Origin of the sequence: Anaeromusa acidaminophila DSM 3853, from assembly GCF_000374545.1 — a bacterium.
Lineage (GTDB): Bacteria > Bacillota > Negativicutes > Anaeromusales > Anaeromusaceae > Anaeromusa > Anaeromusa acidaminophila.
In genome coordinates this window covers 173,127-198,675 of record NZ_KB894583.1, presented here as the reverse complement: position 1 = coordinate 198,675, position 25,549 = coordinate 173,127, and the positions used below count along the sequence as shown (strand labels likewise).

22 protein-coding genes are annotated in these 25,549 nt (G+C 48.3%); 4 read left to right on the top strand and 18 right to left on the bottom strand.

Annotated elements, in window-relative coordinates; all coding sequences use genetic code 11:
• Positions 1 to 2: 2 nt before the first annotated feature.
• The gene (gene dcuS, locus C508_RS0102705; RefSeq protein ID WP_018702000.1) at positions 3 to 1,613 is read right to left on the bottom strand and encodes a DcuS/MalK family sensor histidine kinase; all 1,611 of its coding nucleotides are present in this window, start codon (positions 1,611 to 1,613) and stop codon (positions 3 to 5) included.
• 234 nt (positions 1,614 to 1,847) lie between these two features.
• Here dcuS and C508_RS0102700 point away from each other — a divergent pair, with 234 nt between their 5' ends.
• Both C508_RS0102700 and C508_RS0102695 read left to right on the top strand, forming a co-directional pair.
• On the top strand, positions 1,848 to 3,131 hold the full coding sequence (locus C508_RS0102700; protein WP_018701999.1) for an FAD-dependent oxidoreductase: 1,284 nt from the start codon (positions 1,848 to 1,850) through the stop codon (positions 3,129 to 3,131).
• Entirely contained in the window at positions 3,128 to 3,415 is a 288-nt protein-coding gene (locus C508_RS0102695; RefSeq protein ID WP_018701998.1) for a ferredoxin family protein, read from the top strand. Before C508_RS0102700 ends, C508_RS0102695 begins: the two co-directional genes overlap by 4 nt.
• A gap of 134 nt (positions 3,416 to 3,549) precedes the next feature.
• Here the strand turns inward: C508_RS0102695 and nrdD are convergent, their stop codons facing one another.
• Together nrdD and ald are read right to left on the bottom strand one after the other, a co-directional pair.
• Positions 3,550 to 3,834, bottom strand: coding sequence for an anaerobic ribonucleoside-triphosphate reductase (nrdD, locus tag C508_RS0102690; protein ID WP_018701997.1), 285 nt, complete (start codon positions 3,832 to 3,834; stop codon positions 3,550 to 3,552).
• Positions 3,835 to 4,026: 192 nt separating this feature from the next.
• Entirely contained in the window at positions 4,027 to 5,145 is a 1,119-nt protein-coding gene (gene ald / locus C508_RS0102685) for an alanine dehydrogenase (RefSeq protein WP_018701996.1), read from the bottom strand.
• A 245-nt stretch (positions 5,146 to 5,390) separates the two neighbouring features.
• On the opposite strand from ald, the gene C508_RS0102680 reads away from it, so the two are divergent.
• Positions 5,391 to 6,950, top strand: coding sequence for a sigma 54-interacting transcriptional regulator (locus C508_RS0102680; protein WP_018701995.1), 1,560 nt, complete (start codon positions 5,391 to 5,393; stop codon positions 6,948 to 6,950).
• Between the two features lie 116 nt (positions 6,951 to 7,066).
• Here the strand turns inward: C508_RS0102680 and C508_RS0102675 are convergent, their stop codons facing one another.
• Positions 7,067 to 7,375: a hypothetical protein gene (locus C508_RS0102675; protein WP_018701994.1), complete on the bottom strand. Its 309-nt coding sequence runs from the start codon at positions 7,373 to 7,375 to the stop codon at positions 7,067 to 7,069.
• Positions 7,376 to 7,554: 179 nt separating this feature from the next.
• Here C508_RS0102675 and C508_RS20240 point away from each other — a divergent pair, with 179 nt between their 5' ends.
• Positions 7,555 to 7,800 carry a hypothetical protein gene (locus C508_RS20240; RefSeq protein WP_155836690.1) on the top strand — a complete coding sequence of 82 codons (246 nt, stop codon included), beginning with the start codon at positions 7,555 to 7,557 and terminating at the stop codon, positions 7,798 to 7,800.
• Positions 7,801 to 7,950: 150 nt separating this feature from the next.
• Here C508_RS20240 and C508_RS0102670 read toward each other — a convergent pair whose 3' ends face one another.
• The 14 genes from C508_RS0102670 to C508_RS0102605 form a co-directional block, all read right to left on the bottom strand.
• Positions 7,951 to 9,798 carry a tetratricopeptide repeat protein gene (locus tag C508_RS0102670; protein WP_018701993.1) on the bottom strand — a complete coding sequence of 616 codons (1,848 nt, stop codon included), beginning with the start codon at positions 9,796 to 9,798 and terminating at the stop codon, positions 7,951 to 7,953.
• 2 nt (positions 9,799 to 9,800) lie between these two features.
• A complete protein-coding gene (locus C508_RS17690) occupies positions 9,801 to 11,153 on the bottom strand; it encodes a tetratricopeptide repeat protein (RefSeq protein WP_018701992.1) in 1,353 nt (450 codons plus the stop codon).
• 66 nt (positions 11,154 to 11,219) lie between these two features.
• On the bottom strand, positions 11,220 to 11,624 hold the full coding sequence (locus C508_RS0102660) for a hypothetical protein (RefSeq protein ID WP_018701991.1): 405 nt from the start codon (positions 11,622 to 11,624) through the stop codon (positions 11,220 to 11,222).
• Between the two features lie 15 nt (positions 11,625 to 11,639).
• Positions 11,640 to 13,526: a flagellar filament capping protein FliD gene (gene fliD, locus C508_RS0102655; RefSeq protein ID WP_018701990.1), complete on the bottom strand. Its 1,887-nt coding sequence runs from the start codon at positions 13,524 to 13,526 to the stop codon at positions 11,640 to 11,642.
• Positions 13,527 to 13,541: 15 nt separating this feature from the next.
• Entirely contained in the window at positions 13,542 to 14,900 is a 1,359-nt protein-coding gene (gene flgL / locus C508_RS19320) for a flagellar hook-associated protein FlgL (RefSeq protein ID WP_018701989.1), read from the bottom strand.
• Positions 14,901 to 14,929: 29 nt separating this feature from the next.
• Positions 14,930 to 16,480 (bottom strand): flagellar hook-associated protein FlgK, encoded by a 1,551-nt coding sequence (flgK, locus tag C508_RS0102645; RefSeq protein WP_018701988.1) that lies wholly within the window; start codon positions 16,478 to 16,480, stop codon positions 14,930 to 14,932.
• Between the two features lie 15 nt (positions 16,481 to 16,495).
• Entirely contained in the window at positions 16,496 to 17,992 is a 1,497-nt protein-coding gene (flgK, locus tag C508_RS0102640) for a flagellar hook-associated protein FlgK (protein ID WP_018701987.1), read from the bottom strand.
• A gap of 21 nt (positions 17,993 to 18,013) precedes the next feature.
• On the bottom strand, positions 18,014 to 19,975 hold the full coding sequence (locus tag C508_RS0102635) for a flagellar hook protein FlgE (RefSeq protein WP_018701986.1): 1,962 nt from the start codon (positions 19,973 to 19,975) through the stop codon (positions 18,014 to 18,016).
• A 99-nt stretch (positions 19,976 to 20,074) separates the two neighbouring features.
• Positions 20,075 to 20,518, bottom strand: coding sequence for a flagellar hook capping FlgD N-terminal domain-containing protein (locus C508_RS17680; protein ID WP_018701985.1), 444 nt, complete (start codon positions 20,516 to 20,518; stop codon positions 20,075 to 20,077).
• A gap of 212 nt (positions 20,519 to 20,730) precedes the next feature.
• Positions 20,731 to 21,465, bottom strand: a complete 735-nt coding sequence (locus tag C508_RS0102625; protein ID WP_018701984.1) for a response regulator transcription factor — start codon at positions 21,463 to 21,465, stop codon at positions 20,731 to 20,733.
• A gap of 2 nt (positions 21,466 to 21,467) precedes the next feature.
• Positions 21,468 to 22,733, bottom strand: a complete 1,266-nt coding sequence (locus C508_RS17675) for a sensor histidine kinase (protein ID WP_018701983.1) — start codon at positions 22,731 to 22,733, stop codon at positions 21,468 to 21,470.
• Complete coding sequence (locus C508_RS0102615) at positions 22,723 to 23,400, bottom strand: response regulator transcription factor (protein ID WP_018701982.1); 678 nt, start codon at positions 23,398 to 23,400, stop codon at positions 22,723 to 22,725. Before C508_RS0102615 ends, C508_RS17675 begins: the two co-directional genes overlap by 11 nt.
• 174 nt (positions 23,401 to 23,574) lie before the next feature.
• On the bottom strand, positions 23,575 to 23,973 hold the full coding sequence (locus C508_RS0102610) for a FlxA-like family protein (protein WP_018701981.1): 399 nt from the start codon (positions 23,971 to 23,973) through the stop codon (positions 23,575 to 23,577).
• Positions 23,974 to 24,188: 215 nt separating this feature from the next.
• Positions 24,189 to 25,472, bottom strand: a complete 1,284-nt coding sequence (locus tag C508_RS0102605; protein ID WP_018701980.1) for a globin-coupled sensor protein — start codon at positions 25,470 to 25,472, stop codon at positions 24,189 to 24,191.
• Between the last annotated feature and the right edge of the window lie 77 nt (positions 25,473 to 25,549).

The following is a 25,549-nucleotide window of genomic DNA, read 5'->3' as shown; positions in this document are numbered from 1 at the left end:
ACTCAACTGTTATCGTATTGCCATTCCGCTCTAGCCGGAATAAAAACGGAAAAGACAGTTCCCCCTTGCGGCGCTGGAGCAAATTGAATCGTCCCTTCCAAACGGGCCAAGCTCCGCTGTACTAATGCCAAGCCAAAGCCTCGATCCGCCGCTTTTGTGGAAACGCCTTGCACAAATAAGGTCTCTTGAATTTCTTTAGGAATCCCTGGGCCGCTGTCTTCAATTTCCATATACAAACCGCTGGCATCTGTGCTTAAAGCCAGCACTACCTCTTTGCGCGCCGAATGCTTGACTGCGTCCAATGCATTTTCAATCAGGTTTCCTAAAATGGTTACTAATTCGTGCGCCGTATCTTCGTCAAAATTCACATCCACTTCTGTATCTTCATGTAAGCACATTTCAATATCCCGTTCCCGAGCTAAACTGAGCTTGCTCAAAACAAACCCGGCCAATACGGAATCTCTTATGCGCCGATCCACATAGGATACCTCTTCTTGCGAATCCGAGGCAATGCGGCTGATATACGCTCGCAGCTGCTCATAATGCCGCATTTGCACCAACCCTAATATAACATGAAGCTGGTTCATGAATTCATGCCCCCGCGAACGCAACGCATCAACATAGGCCTGCACGCCTGTCAGTTCTTCCGCCAAACGTTTTAACTCCGTTTTATCGCGAAAGGTCGCCACAGCTCCCACTACACGCCCCTCCACCCAAAGGGGCACACGACTGGCAACAATAGGAATGCCGTACAGCTCCTGTTCCCGGTCCAAGTCCGCCTTGCCGGCTTCCATCACTACTTGCAGGCCAGAACCAGGCATACAGGATTCCACTTCCCTGCCAATGGGATCGCCAGTCCAGCCAGCCCGCCGCAACAAGCGCCTAGCTTCACTATTAATGACGGTAATCCGCCCATCCGCATCCACGGCAATAACGCCCTCACGCACCGACTGCAGCATAACATTGCGTTCTTCCAGCAGCTTCGCAATAGCCCACGGCTCCAGCCCAAAGAGTATTTCTTTAATATTACGAGCTAACAACCACGCTGCGGTAACGCCGATCACCAAACCCAACGCGGATGCCACCACCAAAACCTTCAAAGCCTCCCGCACCGATTCCTGAACATGCGTCAGCAAGATACCCACGAGAACCGAGCCGACTTGCCGCCCCTCCTCATCGTATACCGGAGTAAACGCGCGCAGCGAATAGCCCAGCGTACCTTCGGCCTCTGAAATATACTCATAGCCGGAAAGGGCATCCCCTTCGTCACCGCCGGTCAAACGCTGGCCAACCAATTCCGGATTGGGATGGGAGTAGCGAATACCGGCCATGTCAGTGACGACAATAAAGCGCACCTGCGCCGCTTCCAGCATATCTTGGGCATAAACTTGAATGTCCTTGGGATCTCGTTTGCCTGTCAGCCCTTCCCGCACCACCGAATCCTTCGCCACCATGCGCGCCGCGCTCATGGCTTGGGAACCAATGGAGTTTTTAATATCTGTATTAATGCTGCGCGAAATCAGCAGCATAGTCACCATAATAACAGCCGCTACAACACAAAACACCAAACCAACAATCTTGGCTTGCAAGGGTACCCGCCGGTCCAGCTCCATTTCGTTCCTCCAAAAATTCATTCTCTTTTCAAATTGTAACGTATCCCTCGCCTCCATGCAAGAAACCTTGCAGGAAGATGCCGGAATAAAATCACTTTTCGCACACCCTTTTAAGTTAATTCATGAACAAGGCATAGTACTGGCAGGAAATAATCATTACACAGATAATTATAAAAATTAAAAGACTTTTGATTTTTGCTATCGTTTTCTGTCAAATAGGAAGGGGGCTCGGGAATGAGGACATTCCGCTTTGACGTAATCATTATCGGCGCAGGACCCGCCGGCAGCGCTTGTGCGCACACCTTGGCCAAGGGAGGAAAGAAAACACTCCTTGTAGAACGAGGTCTGCCTACAGGCAGCAAAAACCTCTCCGGCGGACGTTTGTATTCTTACGCTTTGGAAATGCTGGAGCCAGGTTTAACTGCGAAAGCGCCGTTGGAGCGCTCCATCGTACGTGAGCAGATTATGATGCTCGACCAAGATCGCGGTTTTTGTTTGGACTTTTATGATCCCGCTCTTCACGCGGAAATTCCTCACTCTTGCAGCGTATTGCGTGCTCCTTTTGACGAATGGCTCGCAACCTACGCCGAAGAGCAGGGCGGCGCCACTTTAGTAGACGGCATCAAAATCGATGAGATTTTATGGCAAGACGGTCGTGTCACCGGCATACGTTCTGGAGAAGATACGGTTGAAGCCAACACCGTCGTGATTGCCGAAGGCGTTTTAGGTCAATTAGCGGAAACAGCCGGACTTCGTCCTAAGCTCCCGGCGCATCAGGTAGGCGTCGGCATTAAAGAAGTTATTTCTCTACCCGCCAACGTCATTGAAGAACGTTTCCAGGTTTCCCCCGGCCACGGGGCCGCCCGGGTCATTGCCGGCGGTACTGCCGGAATCCCTGGCGGCGGCTTTCTCTATACCAATAAAGAGTCTCTTTCTCTTGGTTTAGTTTTTCACCCTGAAGAGGCAGCCAAGCAAACTCGTCCTTTAGCTGAATTATTCCAAGAATTCAAGATGCATCCCGCCATTTATCCCTTATTAGCCGGCGGTTCCACCATTGAATACGGCGCTCACCTTGTACCTGAAGCAGGCTGGCGCGGCATGCCCCCTTCGCTGCATCGCCCTGGGCTCTTGCTGGTCGGCGATACCGCAGGCTTTGTAATCAATACCGGCACCATCATTCGCGGCATGGATTTAGCCATTGTCAGCGGCATAGCCGCCGCCCGGGCCATTCTCGCCAGTGAATCGCCGCAATCTTTAGGCCCGCTCTACCTATCCGAACTACAGCAGTGCGGGCTGCTGCCGACCATGAAGATCTTGGCCGGTTGGCCTGAATTATTGGGGAATCCGCGCATGGTCAGCACCTATCCGGCCATGGCCAACGCCATGTTGCATACGATGTTCCATGTTGACGGCTCTGTGCCTCCCGCCATGCCCAAAGCCATGAAGGAAGTTTTACAAGCGCACATAAGCCTGGGAACACTGATTCAGGATCTTTGGAAGGGGGTTCGCGCCTTATGAGCATTCAGCGAGAAGATATTGATCATCTGTTAAACCTAGATAAGATTAAAGCCGATGAAAAGAACGCTCACATCGTCATTGATCCGGATCAATGCGCCTCTTGCCAAGCCAAGCCCTGTCTCATCGTCTGCCCGGCCCTGCTATACACCTTAGATGAAACAGGAACCTTGAATTTCGACTATGCTGGCTGCCTGGAATGCGGTACTTGCCGCACCATATGCCCTCATCTGAAAAAATGGGAATATCCTAGGCATACCTTCGGTATTTACTACCGCCAAGGATAAAGGGGCACGAAAATCGAACAGGAGTAGACGGAGTAAAGGGAGAACTCGAAGAAGGGTTACAGGATAAAAGAAAAAGGTTGTGACAACTTGAATAAAAGCTGCCACAACCTTTTCTACTTTCAGGAGCCAATGTTTTATTGACAATGCCGATAACGATCGCCGCACTCCGCACGTTTCGCCCCATTAAAATTCTCAACGTTGCTCAAGTATCCGGTAATACGGCGCACCCTGGAAATGGGCGCCCGTTCCACCGCTTCAATCACTATGTCTTGTCCCTCTACTTGCAAGGAAAGAGAAGCAATCTCCTTGTCCTGGCTACGCCACTGTTCCATCTCACTACGAACATACAATTCGATTTCTTCGTCACTCAAGCATGCCGCCGCTTCTACTTGCACATCTTCTACGCATAGACTTTTCATCTTCGCCACCCCATCCATATGTAGTATCAATGAGATAATTATACACTATATATAGTTGTTTTTCCAGGCTCTATTTTCAAAACTGATATGAGATACGAAACACAGAGTAACAGCGACGGTACTTGAAGCGCCTAAAAAGCCCCTCCTATTGCAGGCTTTTCGCCACCTACAATAGGAGGGGCTTTTTTTTCTTTAGTCCAAAAATTTAGCTGCCGGTACATAGGGCAGGCCCAAGCCTTCGGCAACTCCTTGGTAAGTTACGTTGCCATCCACTACATTCAAGCCGTTAGCCAACCCAGCATTGTCCTTCAAAGCCTGTTTCCAGCCTTTGTTAGCAATCTGCAGCGCATAATCCAAGGTCACGTTTGTCAATGCCAAGGTAGACGTTCTAGCGACTGCACCAGGCATGTTAGCTACTGCATAATGCACAACACCATATTTTTCATAAGTAGGTTCGCTATGCGTCGTAATACGGTCAATAGTCGCCACCGAGCCGCCTTGGTCAATCGCTACGTCGACAATCACCGAACCAGGTTCCATGGATTTCACCATTTCCTCGGTTACCAGCTTCGGCGCTTTAGCTCCTGGCAGCAATACAGCGCCCACCAGCAGGTCCGCTTGTTTCACCCATTTAGCCAGGTTAAAGCTGTTGGACATAACAGTCTGCACACGCCCGCCAAAAATATCATCCAAATAAGCAAGACGTTCCGCCGAACGATCCAAAACAGTAACACGCGCGCCCATGCCTACGGCTATTTTGGCAGCATTGGTACCAACGATGCCGCCGCCGACAATGACCACTTGACCTACTTCTACCCCGGGAACGCCACCCAAAAGAATTCCTTTACCGCCACAAGGCTTTTCTAGGAATTGCGCTCCAATCTGCACCGCCATCCGGCCAGCCACTTCGCTCATCGGCGCCAACAATGGCAAGCCGCCATGGCTCCCCAAAATGGTTTCATACGCAATGCCCACTACTTTCTTTTTAAGCAGCGCTTCCGTCAAAGCCGGTTCCGGCGCCAAATGCAAGTACGTATATAAAATTTGCCCTTCATGAAACAAATCATATTCTGCCGGTAAGGGCTCTTTTACTTTAATAATCATTTCTGCACTATCAAATAATTCTTTGCGGTCCGCTATGACAGCGCCACCTGCTTTTTGGTACGCCTCGTCGCTAAAGCCGCTGCCCAGGCCCGCTCCTTTTTCCACCAGCACTTTATGCCCGGCTTGTACCAACGCATCCACGCCGGCAGGGGTCAAGCCCACCCGGTTTTCGTTATTTTTAATTTCCTTCGCTACTGCAACAATCATCGTAATCCCTCCAAATGCAAATTACGGTTTATACCGCTGCTTTTTATATAGCAATAATCATGCCAAGTCTAATAAGGCTTTTTCACTGAACCATTTTCATTTTTGGAAACTTTTCGCACCACCTGTTGGCAACAAAAAATTCCACATGGAAACTTTTGTTGCAGGAAATGAATAAAATTTGTGTAATATACTGGTAAAGAAAGTTCAGTTCCTATTTTATCCCTCTTTGAAAGGAAGTTTCTCTTATGCGTTTTCGCCTTCCTAATGTAGACCGTGTTGGGTTAGTCATGGACATCTCTCGCATTCTTGCGGAACGACATATTAATATTCTTTCAATGGAAGTCGACCTGCGTGTCATTTTCCTGGAAGTTCAGCCGTTATCACATTCTGCCGCCCGTGAGTTAGCAGAGTGTCTTCTCACTGTACCCGGTATTCTTGATGTTGAAATGATCGATCTAATGCCTCACCAAGAACGTTCACAGCAAATCCAAGCCATGCTGACCTCCGTACAAGATGGCATTATCGCGATTGACCGTCATGGACGAATTACACAATGCAATCCAGCGGCGGAAAAACTGCTTCACTGCCCAGCCGAAGAAATTTTGGGCAAATGGCTGGAAGATATTTTTCCGGCCGCCTCTCCGTTGCGCCGGACATTGGAAAGCGGCAAAAGCTATCATAATGAAGAACTGTTTTTTGAAAAAGTTGCCGGACATTGCCTTGCTACCAGCACCCCTCTTTTAGATGCCTCCGGCTTTGTCAGCGGCGCCATGGTTGTACTGCGAGACATTCAAGATGTTCAAGATCTTGTCCACCGTTTGACAGGCCCCTCTCCCTTCACCTTCGCAGAGATCATTTTCAGCAGCACCGCCATGCAGGAAGTAGTGTCCCAGGCTCAAACATACGCCCGCAGTGATTCCACTGTTTTAATCCGCGGTGAAACTGGCACTGGCAAAGAGCTAATCGCTCGCGCCCTTCATGCAGCTTCGCCGCGCAATGCCAAAGCATTTCTGCCGGTCAACTGCGCAGCCATTCCCGATGCCCTGTTGGAAAGCGAGCTCTTTGGCTACGAAGAAGGCTCTTTTACGGGCGCCGTCAAGGGAGGAAAAGCAGGTCTTTTTGAATTGGCCCAGGGAGGCACTCTGTTTTTGGATGAAATCGGCGAAGTTTCTTCGCATCTGCAAGCTAAGCTGTTACGCGTACTACAAGAACGAAAAGTTCGCCGTTTAGGCAGCAACCGCGAACAACCGATCGATGTACGTATTCTCGCCGCCACCAATCGTCCTCTGGAAACTTTAATGGCCCAAGGAACCTTCCGTGAGGACCTTTACTACCGTTTAAATGTCATTCCTCTTTTTTTGCCCCCCCTTCGTGAAAGATTGGATGATATCGCACCGCTTAGCCGTTTCTTTTTGCAACGGTTTGCCGCCAAGCTCCAGAAAAGCGTACAAGAAATCAGCACTACCGCCCTGGAAAAACTCAAGCATTATCATTGGCCCGGCAATATCCGTGAATTGGAAAACATTATGGAGCGCGCCTGTAATATTGTTACCGGCCCCGTTCTCCTAAGCGAGCATATTCTTTTGCCTTCTGCCGCTATGTCCAACACACCCTTGACAGCACCCGCCAAAAAAATGCAGTCTTTAGCCGCCTCCATGCAAGAAGTGGAAAAGCAGCTTCTTGCAGAAGCGTTGGGAAACTATCGCAGCGCTCGTCAACTGGGTCTCGCTTTGGGATTGTCCCATACCGCCATTCTTAAAAAGCTTCGCAAATACGACCTCTCCGCACCAGGAAGTTCTCATTAAAAGCTACGACCCTCGGAGAATCCAGATAAAAGAGGAGGCTTCGCAGTTATCAATTCCCTGTTAGTTAGAAAGTCCCGGAACTGGACATAAGCCAGCCCCGGGACTTTCTTTAGCAATTAATAGCCGCAATTCACAGTCCATGTTCCCGGATTTTCCGGATCGTATGGTTCTGTGAGCTGCTTGGTGGCGTCAATCAAAGCATCCTCCATAGTCGCAAACCATTCATTCGGGCTGACATACGGATAGGCCGCTCCAGCGGGCTGATAAAAATGGCTTGTACGATGTCCTAGTTTGCCGTCTCCTCCTTCGACCACTTTGATACCAATACATTGACCGCCGATAAATACGCCCCACTCGCCAACAACTCGACACATGGACTCAATCTTGCCCTCACTGGATAAAGAAATTGCGTCTTCCCATTTCATACTGCCTCGTCCTCCTTGCATAGACTTTACTCAAATATATTTTCTGTTTATTTCGTCTTTTTAATGCAACATTCCTGCTTTCCGCACTACGTTATTGAAAAAATCATCTTCTTATCATCTTTTCATAGGCAAAGCAGAGCGAAAATGATATGATAGATAAAAAGAAAGGAGCGGATTTCGTGTTGCGGTCCTTTTACGTTCTCTTATATCGCATTATTGCCTTAATCGGCTCTGGCCTGATTATCGGCGGCAACGAATTAATTTTGGTCCTAGATGAACTTCTAGTACGCTTAGCAACTTCCCCAACGCCACGAACCGTGCTAGTTTGTTTGTCCTGCTGGGCCCTATATAAAGCCTTCTGCCGCATTCCCCACCTCGTACGCTCCCTGCCTGAACGCATCTCCATCCGTTTTGAATCATGGTAATTGCCTACAATAAAAAAGCTAAAGCAAGTATGTTTGCAAAAAATCTGCCGCAAACGTTCTCGCTTTAGCTTTTTTCATTTGCCGATATGGCTCTGCCAGTCGCTCTTGCTAATTCTGTTTAAAATTTGAATTTCATATCAACATTCCAAATCACAGCTTTTTCAACAGTTCTTGCTTAACGCGCTTCAATACTTCCGGCCAATCTCCAGACTGCTGTTGCCGAAACAGACGCATTGTCGGATACCAAGGCGTATCCTCTCGTTGCAATTGCCAGCGCCATTCCGCTATATAAGGGAGCAGCAACCAGGTTTCTTTTCCTAGAGCTCCCGCTAAATGCGCCACCGCCGTATCGGCTGCAATGACCAAATCCAAATTAGTAATTAAAGCCGCTGTCTCCGCAAAATCCGTTAGCTCTGCAGAAACATCCCACACCGTTTCTGTAGCTTTCCCAAGCTCTTTAGCGCGCACTCCTTCTTGCAAGCTAACCCAGGCAATCTCCTGGATTTCAAAAAGATCTTGAAACATCTCAATCGGCAAAGAGCGATTCACATCATTTTTATGTTTAGGGTTTCCCGCCCAGACGACCCCAACGCGCAGCTTTTTTCCCTCTGCTTCCTGCGCCAATTTTCCGCTCCATCTAGCTACTACTTCTTCCGGCGCAAGCAAATAGGGTACTTGCACCGGTATAGTCTCTTCGGTGGTATGTAGCCAATAAGGCAAGCTCATCAATGCACAAGCTATGTCATAACTCCCCTCCGGTACTCGATTCCCACCTTCGACTCGCATAGAAAACGAAATGTCCAATAATCTCTCCAATGGCGTATCTACCCACAAAGTCGTCTCTTTAGCTACAGCTGCCACCAGCGGCGCATACCGAGTAAATTGGATAATATCGCCATACCCTTGTTCGCGAAACAATAATATCTTCTTCCCGGTCAAGTCTTCCCCTTTCCATAAAGGAAGCGGAGGCTGAAAGTTGCCAAATAACGACCACCTCAGCTCATACTTCTCCCAAGCCTTTTCATACTGCCCCTGCGAAAAATAAATCAACCCCAGTGCGTAATCAGCTTCCTGGTAGTCAGGCTTAAGAGCCAACGCTTTTTCATGCGCTGCAATCGCTTCTTCCAATCGCCCCAAATCCTGCATAAAATTTCCCAAATGGTAGTAAAATAATGCATGTCCTGGTCTCACCGCGATCCCTTGTCGCAAACAGGCTTCCGCCTCTTCCATTCGGCCAGCGTCTTTTAGCAGCAAAAAAAGATTATTATAGGCGCCTTCATGATCTCGCCGCAATTCGATCGTTTTGCGGAAATGAAGTTCCGCTTCCTCTATTTGCTGCAAATCTTTTAAAACAAGCCCTAAATTATTATGGGCTTCTCCATACTGAGGTTGTAACTCCAAGGCCCTCCGAAAACACGAGCAAGCTTCCGCCTTCTTGCCACTGTCTTTCAAGACCAAACCCAGATTATTGCACGCCTGCGCATATTCCGGCTGCAATTCAATAGCCTTGCGAAACCAATGAATTGCTTCCTCAAATAAGTGAGTTTTGAATTTCAGCACCCCAAAATTATTGCAAAGCTCCGCACTATCTGGCGTCAATTCCAAAGCTAGCAAAAAACAGGACTCCGCCTCAAGCAGTTGGCCGCTTTCACTTAGAATCAAGCCCAGGTTATTATAGCTTTCCGCGTGGTCCGGCTTTAAGCTCAGCACTTTGCGCAAGCAGGCTTCCGCTCCATCTAGGCGCCCCATACCTTTCAAGCATAATGCCAAGTAAAAATACGCTTCCCAAAAATCCGGCTGCAAAGATGTAGCGCGAAACAAAGCTGCCGCCGCCTTCTCTAAATCCCCTGCTTCCGCTAGCGCAACACCTAAAAACCAAAAAGCTTGAACGTGCTGAGGGTTCTCCTGTGCCTCTTTTTCAAACAGTATAGCCGCTTCTAGATAATTTCCCGTTAACGCCAGTTTTTTCCCTTCTTCTATATACGCATTCCCTGTCACGCCTACGCCCGCCCTTCTGTTGAGCTCACTTGTTCTGTCAAGGCAACAGCCACCCGCTGCAGCACTTCCTGCCAGTCGCCTCGAACCGTTTGTCGAAACAAGCGCATGGTAGGATACCAAAAACAATCTTCCCGCTTTAATTCCCAGCGCCATTCAGGATGATACGGTACTAGCAGCCACGTCGGCTTCCCCATTGCCCCGGCTAAATGTGCTACCGCCGTATCCACGGCAATGACTAAATCCAGATTAGCGATAACTCCGGCTGTCTCAGCAAAATCCGTCAGTTCTCCTGCAGTATCAAACAGTCTCTCCGCATCGGAGATTTCTTCAAAACGCTTTTGTTCCTCGCCAACCTGTAAGTTCACCCACAACACGCCAGGAATGGCAAAGAGCCGTCGAAACTCTGCAAACGAACTGGAACGGTTTTCATCATTCGAGTGCTCCGGATTTCCGGCCCAGACCACGCCGACTTTAAGACGTCCTTTAGCAACCGGCCCCAGCTTTTTATACCAGGCTTCTCTATTTTTTGAGGCCGCCCAAAGATACGGAACAGCAGCCTCTAAAGACGGCAGCTTCGCTGGCAGGCTGAAAATAGAACACGCAAAATCAAACTGCGCTGCGTCCAGTTGACGGTTGCTGGTACAAACCTTATACGCTGGCTTCATTTCTTTAAGCAATCTTGCCAAGGGCTCTTGAATCCAAACCGTTACTTCCTGCGCCTGCCTCACAATTTGCGGGACATAACGCAAGCAATGCAACATGTCGCCAAAGCCTTGCTCGTAAAACAGAAGAATTCTTCGCCCTGCTAAGCTTTCTCCCTGCCAAATAGGAATGTCCATATGAAAAGAGTCTTTCCAATCTAAACGCGCATCATACCATTTCCAGCCCTTTTCTCGCTGCCCCATAAGCAAGTAGTAGATCCCTAACGAGAAACGGGCTTTCAACAAATCCGGTTGCAATTCCACCGCCTTCAAGTACGCCGCCTCTGCTTCGGCATACTTTTCCTGGCGCAGCAAGCAATTCCCCATATTATGAAAGGCTTCCGCATAATCTGGCTTTAATTCAACCGCTTCCCGATAGCATGCCTCCGCTTCTGCCAAGTACTCTTTGCGCTTCAAAATAACGCCCATATAGTTATAGGCCTCTGCGTGTTCTGGAGCTAAGGCCAGCAGTTGTCCAAAGCAAGCCTGCGCATGATCCCATTCTTCTAATGCTACCAGCAGTTCGCCCAAGCGCTGATATAGCGCCGGATTATGCGGCTCTTCTTTGACAGCCTGACAGAAATAAATAGCCGCTTCCCGAAGCTTGCCGCCATGCGCCAGATTCAAGCCTTCCTCCACTGTGTATGTTTTCATTTCACACCACCCATACCCAGACATAAAAAACACCTGGTGAAATTTCCGATTCCACCAGGCATTTTATCATCCTTGAATATTCCACCGTATAGAGGTGGGCGCCGGACCTTCATATTGATTTTTCATAACCTGCCCTTTGTTAACCTGTTGTAATTTCAAGGCTTGAACCCGCTTAGCGCATTCGGTTTCTTGCATCAATTCTGCATGAAGCCGTTCCACTTCCGCCTGTTTAGAACGAACTTGTTCCCGCAAGGCTTGCAAAGAACTGCTCCCAACCTTCCAGGCTTCTTCACGCTGGCTCTTCCGCTCCTGCCAAAGGCGTAAATATCCGTCGCGTTCTTCACTCAGCCGGCGCAAGCCCACCCAAAGACGCTTTTCCAGCTTATGCATTTGCCGTTTGCTGTTTTCCGCCAAGTTTTCTAAAAGCCGCAGCTCTTCTTTAAAAAAAGCTTGGCCTTCCATTTCCGTCAAGGAAGTTTCCCTCCCCTATCCACCACTGCTGTTATTACTGAATACCGACATCTGCGTCGTCAGCTTGTTCAAATACGTTTCCATATTCGTATATTCCGTATAATATCGCGTTTGCACCAAGCTTAAACGCTTTTCCTCGTTGGTAATGCGCTCTTTCATGTCTTCCAATTGATCGCTAAGAGAATTGTCCGTCGAACTAGCATCATCTGCCAGACCTGCTTTTTCCAATAACAATCCCTTATTGCCTGCAGAGTCACGACTGGTACCGACATATTTTTGGAATATATCGTAGAAACGCATGCCATAGCCTTCTTCTTTATACCGAACTGTCTGCTCACTACCGCTAAGAGACCGCACCGCCGAAGTACTATACGTCGTCGACTTCTGACTAAAAAGATTCATAACCCCTTCCGGATCGGTCTTTATAGCCGCTTTCAATGTAGACTCATCAATCGTAAGCTTACCATAGTCCGCATAACTGCTGCTAGTAATACCAATGGATTTCAGCGTCTGCGACACACCGGGTACGCTCGTCATAAAAGCGTTACGAAGTTCATCCAGAAAACCCTGTAGCATATCATCACGCTGCAGTAAGCCTGTCTTTGCTTTTTTCTCCCACGCCGTAATATCCGCTTCCGACATCGAACTTTTCTGAGGATCTGTCAACGGTTGATAATCACGGCTATACTTTTCCGTCAGCTTGCCACGAATGGTCTCAATGAGCGTATTATACCCGTTTACAAACTTAGTGATCACGTCAAAAGTTGCGTCAGAATTCTGGGTCACGCCAATCGTGATATCGCTGGTAGTTTCTTTATTCAGCGTATACGTCACGCCATCCATGGTCACGGTATTGCTATTGCGAGTCAATGCCTGCCCGTCTAACGTCAACTTGGCGTCCTTACCAGCTGTATCAGTACTCAGAAGAGTGCTAATAAACGAACCACCATCGGTATTATCACTTGCGGTCAATGTCGCTCCCGCCCCAAAGGTCTTAGATGTCAATACAAGTTTATCGTTGATCGAATCGTAGGACATCGTAACGCCAGCGTCGCTTTTGTTTACCGTGCTTATCACAGCACTTAGCGTATCATCTTTATCAAAGGTAAAGCTTTCCCCGTTAATGGTAAATGAAATTTCATCAGAGCTGTTAAAAGAAAACGGTGAATTTAAAGACGAAGTAATGTTGCTCAAAGTCTGGCTGGTGGTGATGCGATTAGCCAGTACACCAGAAGTAGTAAAACCAAGAAGATTCTGCGTTTCTACCGAGATATACTGCACACCGCTATCTGCAGACGTTAAAGTTAAGCTGCCTGCATTCGTTCCAACTGTAACTTTACCGCTGCCTACCGCTTTATTGATAGCCGTCTGCAGCGTTGCCGTATCCGTCACACCGGATAAATCTACCGTATATGCCTTTTCGTCAACATACATTTTCCATGTTGTTCCTGACGTGATCCCATAGGTAGGTGCTGCCGATCCTTGAATTCCTTTGCTAACAGCCGCACTGCTGCTCCGGGTGCTCGCTGTCGCTAATTGCGATACAGCCAAGGTATGGCTGCCCACTTTAGCATTGGCACTTGCTTCTGCCGTAGCATAAGCCGTATCGCTGCTCTCCGCTTCATATTGCAAGAAATTCCCTTGCTTGGTAATGCTGCTGGAAGACAGCGTGTCCAAATATGTTGAGGAAAATGTATTCATCGTCCCCATCGTATTGCGATACGCTTCCTGTCGCCAAGTCAGCAGGTCTTCCTGCTGCTCCATTTTATAGAGCTTAACTTTTTCCGCATCCATAAGGCCTTTAACGATCGAATCGACGTCAAGGCCGGATGACAAGCCGGTAATCCGCGAGGTGCCGTTGACAGTCGATGTCGTAACCGCACCTGAGCTAGTGGTTGCCATAAAGCATAATCCTCCTTACCGCAGATAATCAACCAAGGACGCTTTAGTCACCTTAGCTGTTACCGACAATGCCGCTTCATAAACCGACTGCGCTGAGCTGACCTCCACCGAAGCCTTGGCCACATCAATGTCTTCATTGTTGCTTTGCAACTTCGTAAAGGTGATTTCATTACTCGCCAGACGACTGTCAGTGGAATCCACGTAATTCATGCGTGCTCCAAGCTCCGATTGGGACTTTGTTAGACGGTCCAAGTCTTTTTCCAGGTCACCAAGACAAGCACTAACTAACTGACTGCTAGTTTGCGTCGACGTCGGCAAGGTCTGCACCGACCACACACCACCAGAGTTAGTAGCCACTTTATAAGAAGATTCGCCGCTTAAGCCAAGCAAAATTTTATCAAGAGTATCAAAAAGATTCGTCCCTGCAGACGTATAACCGCCACTAGTCGAATCCCCAGACCAGCCAATCACATTTTGTCCTTCAACATTGACCTTTACTTCGCTACCGTTGCTTACATGATAGCTAATATCCTGGGCAGTCGAACCGGACTTGTATGAAGAAGCAAATCCTAAATCGCTTTGTGAACCGATTTTATAAGAAGCAACAGTGCCTGCCGGCGTTAATGTTAAATAGCCAGAACCGTTCGTTCCTACCGTAAAGGTTCCTATTCCTGCCGCTGTATCAATGGCAGATTGCAATGTAGCCACACTTGTTACCGTACTTAAGTCCACTGAGCACTCTATACCATTAGCCGTCAAGGTCCACGTTCCCATCTGATTATATACCGGCGTCGACTTAGCTACCTTATCATCACAAAACGTTAGAATGTCAGCGTCAGACACCGAGGTTGACACAGGCCCTCCCACGCTAAGGCTCTGCCCCTTGTAGAATACTTTATCTACAGTAGCTCCACTGCTCAAGGTTTCGGTTACCAGCTTATACGGAGCCTCATCTGTATTATACCCTGCAAAGACATAGCGACCAGCATACGACGTATTCATCGTATCAATAATCCCTTTGCGAATCTCCTTAATCTCGTCCGCAATCGCCGTTTTACTGGCAGTAGAGTTAGTATCATTGGCACCGTTAACAACCAGCTCCTTCAAGCGGGTCATATAATCCGCAACACCCTGGAGCGCGTCGTCAGTTACCTGCATCCAGGACGTCGCATCAGACGTATTTTTCTGGTATTGTTCCACATCAGCCACATAATCGCGATACTTAATGGCGCGCGTGGCAATGACCGGATCGTCCGAGGGCACCTGGATCTTCGATTGTGTCGAATATTTGGTCTGCGCATCGCTGAGACGCTGCAAGTTATTATTCAGATTGCGGATACTGCTGTCAAACATCATATTATTGGTAATACGCATCTGGTTCACTCCTTTCCGGCTCAAACGGCTTAATCACCGTTTAACAAATCCAAGGTAGTCGTATAAATATCATCCCACGTATTCAGCACCTTTGCCGATGACTCATAAGCCTGCTGATACATCGTCAAGTTCGAAGCTTCTTCATTTGTTGACACGCCAGATACGGACGAACGCCGCGTCGAAATCGTGGCCACCGCCGAGCTCAAGTTCGTAGCCATGCGTTTCGCATAGGCACTGTTCGTACCCATCGTCGTAACAATAGCGTTAATAGCATCTTCCGGCGTCCCCTTGTCTGTACCCATGCAATTTTTCGATTGCAGCAAGTCTGCCAAGGCTTTGGCATTGTTGTTATCGCTCTCGCCAGAAGTCGTTGTAGGGTTAGCACTAGCTGCAGCAATCTTCGCTACATTGTCTTTAATGTCCGAGGACACAGAAATATTCGCTGCCGTTATCGTAGCATATTGGTTATCAAAAGCATCGCTACCGATATTGTCAATGGCCCGAAACGCAGCCGTGCTGTTGTTCGTAGATGAAGTGAAAAAGCACAACCCTGTAGAACCATCGGCGCCATACCCAGTTGCATGCCCGCCTTTTTGGCTAGTGGTACTGGTAGTACTTCCTTCATTGAAGGAACGCGCAAAGGTCCGTGCAAATTCATCCAACTGTGCCTGGTAATAGGGAACTCCTTGATAAGTCCCACCCGTGCCAGTACCATCCCGCAGCTCTAGCTGCGAACCCAGGGAACCGCCATTAGGAACAAAGACATCTCCTGCTTTCTCCCATTGAAGGGTAAACATATTGTCAGTTCCTGCTGTGCATTTAATCGTATCGTAACTCCCACCATTAACAAGCATCTGACTGCCAATACTCACCGACCAAATCGGATTGCTTTCATCTCCATTTTGAGCCGTTTTCGTCACCGTAATGCCAGTAACCGCCGACAGCTTATCCAGCAGCAAGTCTCTCTGATCCTGCAGTTCATTGGCTGCCGAACCGCTGGCTTTCGCCTGGGCGATGGTTTGATTCAAATCTGCCAACTGCTTGGCATAGGAATTAATCTGATCCACGCTGGCTTTGACATCTTGATTAACACCTTCACGCTGCGCCTGTAGCGTCGCCGCTGCATCATGCAGATACTGACAAAAAGCTTCTCCATAAGATTCTACAGTCGTTCGCACTGACGGATCAGGCGAGGCCTTACTCAAGTTCTCCAAAGCGTCATGAAAATTTTTCATCATTGTTGTAAAGCCATTATCCGACGGTTCGCCGAAAACCGACTCAATTTGTGACATTGTATCCGATTTCGTCTGCCATGTAGTCTGTACAGTATTCTGCGACCAGTAGCTTTGGTCCAAACGCCAATTTCGTTCCCTCTCAATGGCTGTCACTTCCGAACCGCCGCCAATGATGCCGCTGCCGTTATAAACAGCAGCAGCGCCGGCTGCCACCTGGGTCACAACCTGACGGGAATAGCCGGTGGTCTTCACATTGGCTACGTTATTACTAGTTGTAGTCAAGGCGGCCTGACTGCTGCGCAGGCCGCTATTTGCTATACTCACTCCAAAAAAAGTTGATGCCATTTGCTAGCCCTCCCATCAGCCGCCTAAATCCGAAATCAATCCCGCCACCAGCGTATCCACGACATTCATAACCCGCGCGCTTGCACTGTAAGCATGTTGATACGTGATCATGGTCGACATCTCGTCATCCAATGATACCGAGCTCAAACCATTGCGCTGCGTTTGAATCTGCGTCAGCAGACCGCTTTGCGTGGTATAATTCGCCGTTGCCGTATCGCCAGTCGTTCCCAACCAAGAAACAAAAGCCGAGTAAAAGGTATTCATATTCATGGAAATGCCGTCGCATTGATACAAGCCGCTTTGACTGCTCAAAACGCCAAGGGCCTTAGCAATGTCGTTATTACCAGCTGTTCCATCACTATTGGCCTTTATTTTTGTATAGTCCGCTTCGTAATCAGCATTGACTTGCACGTTTTTCAAGCCCATAGACGCAGTAGCGTCAATAGTCGTAAAGAAATCTTGACCAACAGCATGAGTAGGATTGTAGATATTATTGACTGCGGTCGCAAAAGTCACCAGTAAATCATTTAAGCCGTTGGTCATCGTCGTCAGTGCGCTTCTATTCGCTGTTGTCGACCAATCATACGGCGTATACGTTGGAGTTGTAGTGATAGCAATATCATCTACACCATTCGGGTTAGCTTCATCTAAATAGAATCGTAATGCGCCGCCAGTCAGCGATACCTCTTCGTTTAAACCTTTCCATTGCACTTTAATTGGATTCTTGGCCGTTCCTAAACCGGTCGCCTCCACTTCCCTCGCCTTATTCTCGCTTACCAGACTGACTCCATTGATATAAACATTCACTATACCATTTTCTTGTTCCGCTGTTGTAATGTTAACCAATGAACTAACTTTATCAATCAGCAAATCCCGGGCATCCCGCAAGTCACTGGCTTCTACATTGCGGGTTTCCGCTTGTAATATATGGTCATTCAACATAGCAATTTGACTGGCCAAATTATTTACATCATCTACGCCGTCCCGCACATTGTTCGCCATGCTTTCCCGTAAGGTTAAGAGCGTAGTCGCCATTTCATTGAATGCGCCTAACATCGAGTCTGCATTCTCCAAGACCGAGCTTTTGCAGCTGGCGCTGGCAGGGTCTTTCGACAGTTCCGTCCAGCTGTTTAGAAACTTATTCATGGTTTCCTGAAGCCCATTATTGCTAGTGCTTGCAGACGTCTTATCGATAGCATTGAATTCATTAATGACTTCCTGCATACTCGCCAATAAGCTGCTCTTTCCCTGAGCGTAGCCTGTGTCCGTATTTTGCTCCCGATATTGAAGGTCTAAAAACTGGTTGCGAACACGCAGTATAGATTGTACAGTTGCGCCAATCCCCGTATTAGAACCATCTCCGCTTACATAAAGGTCTTGCCCTACCGCCCGTTTGCGAGTATACCCTTCGGTACTGGTGTTACTGATATTACTGCTTGTGACGCCCAGCGAACGCTGGGCTGTCGACATGCCGGAATAGGAGACGCTATAGCCGCTCCAGATTGTGCTCATCTGCCTGCTCCTTTCCGCTCATTAACGGGACATATTAATCAGAGTTTCCAGCAGCGTATCCGACGTAGTAATAATTTTACTGTTCGCCTGGTAAGCACGCTGGGTAATCATCATTTCACTAAACTCATTCGCCAAATCCACATTAGACATTTCCAGAGCGCCCGTTGTCAAACCGCCTGCGCCATTAGTGCCAACTTCAACTGCACCAGTATAGTCCCCCGAGTTAACAGTCGTTGTATACAGATTATCCCCGATTTTTTCTAGGCCCTGTGAGTTCGTAAATACAGCCAATCCCAAATCCCCTAAAGGCTGCTTCTGTCCATTGCTGTAGCTGCCCATGATAATACCATCCGTGCCAATACTAAAGTCCTGCAACGAACCGGAAGTGTAACCATCTTTGCTTCCCACTGTCACACTGCTGGATCCGGTACTAGTCTTATATTGACAGATACCGGATAAATCTAAGCTAGCACTAATTACATCCGAGCCATTCGTCGTCGCAATCAAAAGAGATCCCTTACCACCGCTAGTAATCGTCCCGTCTTCGTTGAACTCAATCGTTCCTCTGCCGCCAACTCCAATACTGCCATCGGTCGAAGAGGTGACCCAGTTCCAGGTGTTAGCTGCAGTACTGTCTTTGGTAAACGTAATTTTCACATCATAGGAAGCGCCCAGCGAGTCAAATACCGTCACTGTCGTTGCTGCTGTCGTTGACGAGGTATCCAGATTGCCAGCGAGATTGGCAAACGTAGTCGCTTCCGGCGCTAAAGTTCGTTTGTTTACCACAACCGTTTCTTCGCCGCCCACTTTGCCGTCTTCTACCATTTCTATTTTGGTTGCTGCGGCAATCGTGCTAACTGCTCCATTGAAGTACAAATCAACATATTGAGGCGGAGTGCCTGTCATATTAATACGACCAGAATCACCACTTTTAATTTTGCCTGTCAACGCATTATATACAATCGTTCCTGAACTACCGCCACCGCTCCATGTCCACGTACTGTCAATATCCGCTACACTTAGCGAACTCGTTGTGCTTCCTGTTAGCGCAGCAAAATTAACATCAACCGTGTTAGCGCCGACTTGAACGTTCGTATCGCCTGTAGTACCAGTAACAGCTCCGGTGGTTGGATCAAAAGTAACCGTACCAGAACTAGCGCCACAAGTCCAATTCCAAACATTTTTGGTTGCACTCTGTACAAATTCAAACTTAAGGGTTTCAGTAGATCCTTCACCTTTAGGAATATCCAGGGAAAGCTCTTTTTTGGCAGCTCCTGTATCTGATGTTTTCAAGGTCCCCTTTAACTGTAAAATTGGAGCGGCAGCATCCGTATTGGTAAAAGTAATTGTTTGCGTTGTTTCAGTTCCATCTTCAGCCAGCGCTACTACATCGGCAGTAACTGTAGAACCAAACGCCGTGGCGTTTAAGCTTCCCACCGAGATGGCCCCAGTCGTAGCCGAGGCAGCTACAGTCTTAGTTCTCTGCGCCGTACCGAAAACATTGAGTGCCGCAACATCAGACGTCGTTTTATAGGTAATCGTCCCGTCAGCCGCCACCGAGTAGTCGTTCCAGCCGCAAACCTTCATGCCGTTGACGACTAAATTTCCGTCTACATCCACGCCAAAATTTCCCGCCCGGGTAAACTGGTATTTACCTGTACCGCCGCCTTGGACGATAAAAAAGCCATCGCCACTTAGCGCGGCATCACGATCACTGCCCGTATATTGGGCGCTGCCCACACCCATATTGGTGGAAATCGAAGCCACCTGGGCTCCTAGGCCGATCTGCTTAGCGTTCGTGCCGCCCTGATTACCCCTTGCAGCACTGGCGGAGCTAATCGTTTGGCTCAGTAAATCACTGAAACCAACGCTTTGGCCTTTATAGCCGAGGGTATTGATATTGGCAACATTGTTGCCGATTACGTTCAATTTTGTCTGCTGCGACTTCAAACCGGATACAGCAGAGTACATGGACATCATCATAATGAATTCCTCCTGCTCTTAAATAAAAATAGAACGCTATTTCATCGGTCATTCCGAAATAGCAGCAGCTTCTCTTGCGAGTCCAGCCGCGCCTTAGGTTCAGCCTGTAGTAGTTGTTGTGGTCGGCGTTTCCACTTTCGTAATCGAAGAAAGCTTGATTTTGTTCCCGTCGACCATTACATACACGTCATTGCCACTAGTCACAACCGACTTAGCAATACCTGTGCCGCTCGTAGTAGTACCTGCCGAATCGGTAGCTGTATAAGAAACTTGCATGCCAATCAAGGAATACGCTTGGAACTTACTCATGCTACCATTCAACGCCGACATTTGCTGCAAACTGTTGAACTGCGCCAACTGCGCTACATATTCGGTGTTGCTGACCGGTTCTGTCGGGTCTTGGTTCTGCAGCTCCGTCGCCAGGATTTTCAAAAAAGAATCTACCGTACTTAGGCTGTCCGTACCGCCTGCTGACGAACCAGTGTCTACGACTGTAGGGTTTTTCCAATAATCCGAGGTTGTCCCTGTTACGCTTGTGCTCATCTTTTTTCCTCCTATTTTCTACGCGCATCCCTGCGCATTTTTTCCCGCTGTCCATGCTCATTTGTATTATCGAACAGAATCGAAAAAAACTAAAGCCAAGTAAGCTATGTTCCCTATGGATACCTCAAAAACCTGCTTCACTGCCGAACGAACAAAGCAATTTGTGGAGAAAAAGGACTACTGTCTCAAACAAGTAGTCCTTTCCTACAACATCATGCATTTACACGATATCCATAACCGTATAAGGTTTGCACGCGCAAATCCTGCAGTTTTTTCCGTGTACGCCGCACTAAATCATCCACAACTCGGTCCGACCCAAAGTAGCTATCACCCCATACATGGCGTAAAATCTGATCGCGCGATAGCGCCACGCCCTTATGTTTTGCAAAGCAATCCATTAAAGCAAACTCTTTATTGGTAAGATAGATAGCGCCGCCTTCACCAACAACGCTGCGCTCTTCATAGCAAAGACGGTACATTTGCAAGGTTCGTTCTGAAACCATACCATTACCAACTACCGCTGGCTTAGGAATCGCCAAAACGCGCCGCAGCCGCAGAACCAATTCTTTGGGAGAAAAGGGCTTCATCACTAAATCCTGACATCCCAACTCCAACGCGGTAACACGGTCCAAAATACGCTCCTTCGCCATCGTCAAGACAATCGGCACAGCTCCCTCCGTGCGCCGAAGTTCACGCATTAAGCGAAATCCTTCTGCACTATCCCCGTCAATAACCCAGGCATCCGGTTTTGCACCTTGCAGCCACGCTTCTTTTTCTTCGGGGGGACAGCATTGCACCTGCCAACCTTCCTGTTCCAAGCAATAAGCCATCACCTGGCTATAAGCCGTATCTTCATCCAGCAAATTAATTCTAGGCTCTCCTGGAGCTGTTGGCGTCTGCCACCAGCCCCCAGCCATGCTTTCATTAGCTTGTATTGACAATTCCACAATTATTCCCCCATATTCTCAGTCGTCAACGCAGGTAAAAACACCAAAAACTCAGTGCCTTCTCCCACTTGGCTGCTTACACTCACCTTGCCGCCGTGGTTCTCGACAATGCTTTTGACAATCGCCAAACCCAAGCCGCCTTTGCCCCGCGAATGGGACGGATCTCCTTGATAAAAGCGTTGGAAAATATGCGGCAAATTTTCTGCGCAAATCCCTTCTCCGGTATCTGCCACAACTAAGCTAATAGTTCCATCTTGCCGATCCATACTAATTTCAATCCGTCCGCCTTCCTGCGTATGCCGCAAGGCATTGTTCAGTAAATTTTCCGCAACCTGACGCATTCTGGTTTCATCGCCATCCAGCCAAATGTCTTCTTCGCAGGACAAGCGCAGCTCCACTTTTTTTCCCCGCGCCAGCGGACGAAAGGCCGCTACCAACCCCGCAATGCTTTCCGATAACAAAAACGGCTTGCAGTTCAACACTTTTTGCTTCGCATCGCTGCGAGCTAAAAAAAGAAGGCCGTCGACTAAATCGCTCATATGATGAATTTCTTCTTCCATATTTTCCAGCCAGCGGCGCCGCCCATATCGTTGCGAATCAGGTTCATCTCTCAGCAAGCTCAAATTCGTCAAAATCACGGTTAACGGCGTCCGTAACTCATGAGAGGCATCCGCCAAAAAATCACGCTGCTGCTCCCACGCTTTGCGAACCGGTTCTACGGCATTTCGACCCCAATATAAATTCCCAAGTAAAGACAATACCATACAGGCAAACCCGGTTCCCAATAAAGCTAGTATCAGATTCTGCAGTATTTCATTATCATGCTCAAAATTCTGCACCATCACAATATAGCCGAAACGGTCTTCCAAGCCTTTGCGAAAAAAGAAGTATTCCGTCCCCTTCCACTCCACAAAGCCTTGCCCTGCATGCTGCGCTGCAACCAACGCAGTTATTTCTTCCACATTAGGGATAGCTCTCGCCCAAGGATCCATAGAGGGTCCTGCCAAAGCGCCCTGCGAATCCACTATTCCCAGGTATAATTCCATTGGCCTTGGAGGAGGCGGCGGAGGAGGCTGTTCACCATTATGCATCGGCATCGGCAAACTCCCTCGTTCTGCGTCCTCAACCATGCGTTCCGCAAAAAAAGTCGCTTTCTCCGTAAAATGCGCCCGTAAAAACCAATAGCTTCCTAATGCCAGTACCGAAAACACACATGCAATAACTACTAAGTTTATAAAAACAAACTGTGCATGAAGTCTACGAAACATGCCCTTCTCCATTCTGCCAATAGTAGCCTACGCCGCGCACCGTGCGAATGCGCCAAGTGTTTAGCTTTTTTCGCAAATAATGGACGTACAACTCTACATTAGATACCTCCGCGTCCGAACAATATCCCCATACGCGTTCAAACAAGCGCTCTTTACTAATTACCTTATCGTAATTCAGCATAAGCATCTCCAAAAGTTGGGTTTCTTTGACACTTAAGCGAATAATTTCCGTATCTGTTTTCACTTCTCCCTTTAAGGGATCCAAAGTGTATTCATTTACTGCAATCGTATTTCCCAAAAAGTTTTTGCTTTTTCTTCGCCATAACGCCCTCAGGCGGGCCAAAAGTTCCTCGGTCGAGAAAGGCTTTACCAAATAATCATCCGCACCGGCATCCAAGCCAGCCACCCGATCCTCCAGCGAATCTCGCGCCGTTAAAAACAAAACCGGCACAGCTATGCCGCTCTTACGCAATTCCTGTACAATACTCAAACCACTACGACCGGGAAGCATCCAATCCAAGACCAGCAGATCATAGACATCGCTAGCAGCCAAATCCACAGCGCTATCCCCATCCGCCGCCGTATCGACAGCATAACCGTTTCGCTTCAATAAATACTCTAACGCTTCCAAGAGCTTAGGTTCATCTTCTACAAGCAGCAGTCTCATAAGTTCCCATTCCTTCTACGAAAACACGCTCCTTGCTTTCGTACACAGCCGCTTCCCTGCAGCCTGCCTTCTTAATATTTTATATGAAAGTACCATGCCATATGCGCTCTGTCAACCAAGCTTCCTTTGTCGTGGGGCGATTGCCTGCCCGGCAACCGCCCCACGACATCGAATTCAAGCTTGAATATCCACTTTGCTCGCAGAAACCGTCCCCGAAGCGGAGGCTCCCGTCCCGCCCCCGGAAGCAGGCGGCGCACTTGCCGGAGCGGCCCCTTTCGGGCTACCGCTAGCATTGCTTGAACTGCTGCTGTTTTCCGCATCGGCAATCTCCGAATTGACTTCTTGGAGTTGAGACTGAAGCTGTTGCAGTTGTTGCTGCAACGCCTGATTATCTTTGTCGTTTTTAATGCGTTCCTTCAGATTCTCAATTTGCTTTTCAATCTGCGCTTTTTGCTGTTTCAATTTTTCCAGAGTAGAGTCCGAGCTACTCGAAGAACTCGAACTGCTAGACGAGCTTTTACTAAGTGTTTGCTGCATACTGCTTGCTGTACTACTCACAGAACCAATTTGCATTTTTATGCCCCCTTAATTTGATTGATAACTCACCTATTTTTATTATGCCTTTATTTCCTTGGATTTTTCTTGGATATTGCGTTTTTTTCCGTTACACTATGTTTTTTTACAAAAAAAGAAACGAACAGCCTCACTGGCTATCCGTTTCCTTCTACCACTTTGTAATTTAGTTCATAGAAAGCAAGCGCTTTTTCACTCTAGTTTCTGCACCTTGCTTATTTTACAACCATAGCCGACAAATCGGTAGCCGCTCCGGCTACTTCATCCGACGCTTTTTCAATCTCATGCGAGGTTTCCACCAAGCTGGCGACTGCCGTATTGATATGTTCCACCTGCTTGTAATTATTAGCAATGGATCCCATGATCTGCGTCATTCTCCCAGCGGTCTCATTAACTGCCGTACCCACACGATTCATGGTTTCCGCCTGTTGAGCCATACTGGAAACCACTTCGCCAGTAGATGCATTGTTGCGTTGAATCAGCTCAACAATTTCGTTAGCCGCCGAACGACTTTGTTCCGCTAGCTTCCGCACTTCCTCCGCCACCACGGCAAAGCCGCGTCCGGCTTCCCCTGCGCGAGCCGCTTCAATAGCCGCATTCAGCGCCAGTAAGTTCGTTTGGCCGGCAATGCCAGTAATGGTTTCCACAATATTCCCAACAGCCTGCGAAGTAGCCTCAAGGGACGCCACTTTTTCCTGCGCTTCCTGGTTGGAGGCCACCATCGCCTCCACCTGAGCCAGGGTTTCTCTGGAAAGCCGTTCGCCTTCGCCAGCGCTCGCCCGCGCTTCTTCCGCTGCATTTTTCGCATGTTCAGAAGCGTCCATAATCTGCACCGAAGCGTGCGCCATTTGGGAAGCTGATGCCGTCGTCTCCTCCGCCGTCGCCGCTAAGGTCTGGCTGGAATCCTGCACCTTTCTAACCAAAGCAGTTTGCTCTTCCATTAACGCTTCCAGTTCTTCTTTTTTGTCCAATTCCTTCGCAAAGGATTCAATGAAAGACTGGTTTACTTCCGCTTCGATCAACTGCATAATCTGATCCAATGCTTGCAGCACCAAAGTCAGCTTCGTTGCATCTCTGCCGTATGCTCGCACGATATGAGGAACCAATACGTGTCGCAAGGCTCCGCATGCCAGGATAAACCAATCCGCAGGCAATTTAATACGATTATGTACTTCACCGACCCGGTGCATGTTCGCCATATACTCCGGCGTAATATTCGTCACATACAGCTTTTGCAGCAATTGCTTCAAAGTCACTTTAAGCCGTTCCACGGTAGAATGCTGCTTAATAAAAGCCTCTACTTCCGGCACATCGGTCAAACGCCGATAAAACTCATTGGCAATCGGATCCAAATTCCCCTCAATAATCGGTTTCAAGCACTCCAAATGCCCTAGGGTCGCATTATCTAACGCTAAGAATTTCCTGGCGATTGGATTACTCACCGAATAACTTCCCGGAACAATAGTGCCGCTTGTTTCTCTTTTCCCTCTGCCAAACATCCTTACGTCCTCCTCTTGCCCTTATAGCCCAAGGTAACCGCTTTCCGTGCGATTACATAAGCACACCTCGTATACTA

Coding starts and splice junctions, on each gene's coding strand:
- flgK (WP_018701988.1), bottom strand. CDS start 16,480: ATGGCATCAACTTTTTTTGGAGTGAGTATAGCAAATAGCGGCCTGCGC.
- ald (WP_018701996.1), bottom strand. CDS start 5,145: ATGATTGTTGCAGTAGCGAAGGAAATTAAAAATAACGAAAACCGGGTG.
- C508_RS0102635 (WP_018701986.1), bottom strand. CDS start 19,975: ATGATGATGTCCATGTACTCTGCTGTATCCGGTTTGAAGTCGCAGCAG.
- C508_RS0102680 (WP_018701995.1), top strand. CDS start 5,391: ATGCGTTTTCGCCTTCCTAATGTAGACCGTGTTGGGTTAGTCATGGAC.
- fliD (WP_018701990.1), bottom strand. CDS start 13,526: ATGGCAACCACTAGCTCAGGTGCGGTTACGACATCGACTGTCAACGGC.
- flgL (WP_018701989.1), bottom strand. CDS start 14,900: ATGCGTATTACCAATAATATGATGTTTGACAGCAGTATCCGCAATCTG.
- C508_RS0102695 (WP_018701998.1), top strand. CDS start 3,128: ATGAGCATTCAGCGAGAAGATATTGATCATCTGTTAAACCTAGATAAG.
- C508_RS0102615 (WP_018701982.1), bottom strand. CDS start 23,400: ATGAGACTGCTGCTTGTAGAAGATGAACCTAAGCTCTTGGAAGCGTTA.
- C508_RS0102700 (WP_018701999.1), top strand. CDS start 1,848: ATGAGGACATTCCGCTTTGACGTAATCATTATCGGCGCAGGACCCGCC.
- C508_RS0102675 (WP_018701994.1), bottom strand. CDS start 7,375: ATGAAATGGGAAGACGCAATTTCTTTATCCAGTGAGGGCAAGATTGAG.
- dcuS (WP_018702000.1), bottom strand. CDS start 1,613: ATGGAGCTGGACCGGCGGGTACCCTTGCAAGCCAAGATTGTTGGTTTG.
- C508_RS17675 (WP_018701983.1), bottom strand. CDS start 22,733: ATGTTTCGTAGACTTCATGCACAGTTTGTTTTTATAAACTTAGTAGTT.
- nrdD (WP_018701997.1), bottom strand. CDS start 3,834: ATGAAAAGTCTATGCGTAGAAGATGTGCAAGTAGAAGCGGCGGCATGC.
- C508_RS0102610 (WP_018701981.1), bottom strand. CDS start 23,973: ATGCAAATTGGTTCTGTGAGTAGTACAGCAAGCAGTATGCAGCAAACA.
- C508_RS17680 (WP_018701985.1), bottom strand. CDS start 20,518: ATGAGCACAAGCGTAACAGGGACAACCTCGGATTATTGGAAAAACCCT.
- C508_RS17690 (WP_018701992.1), bottom strand. CDS start 11,153: ATGAAAACATACACAGTGGAGGAAGGCTTGAATCTGGCGCATGGCGGC.
- flgK (WP_018701987.1), bottom strand. CDS start 17,992: ATGAGCACAATCTGGAGCGGCTATAGCGTCTCCTATTCCGGCATGTCG.
- C508_RS0102605 (WP_018701980.1), bottom strand. CDS start 25,472: ATGTTTGGCAGAGGGAAAAGAGAAACAAGCGGCACTATTGTTCCGGGA.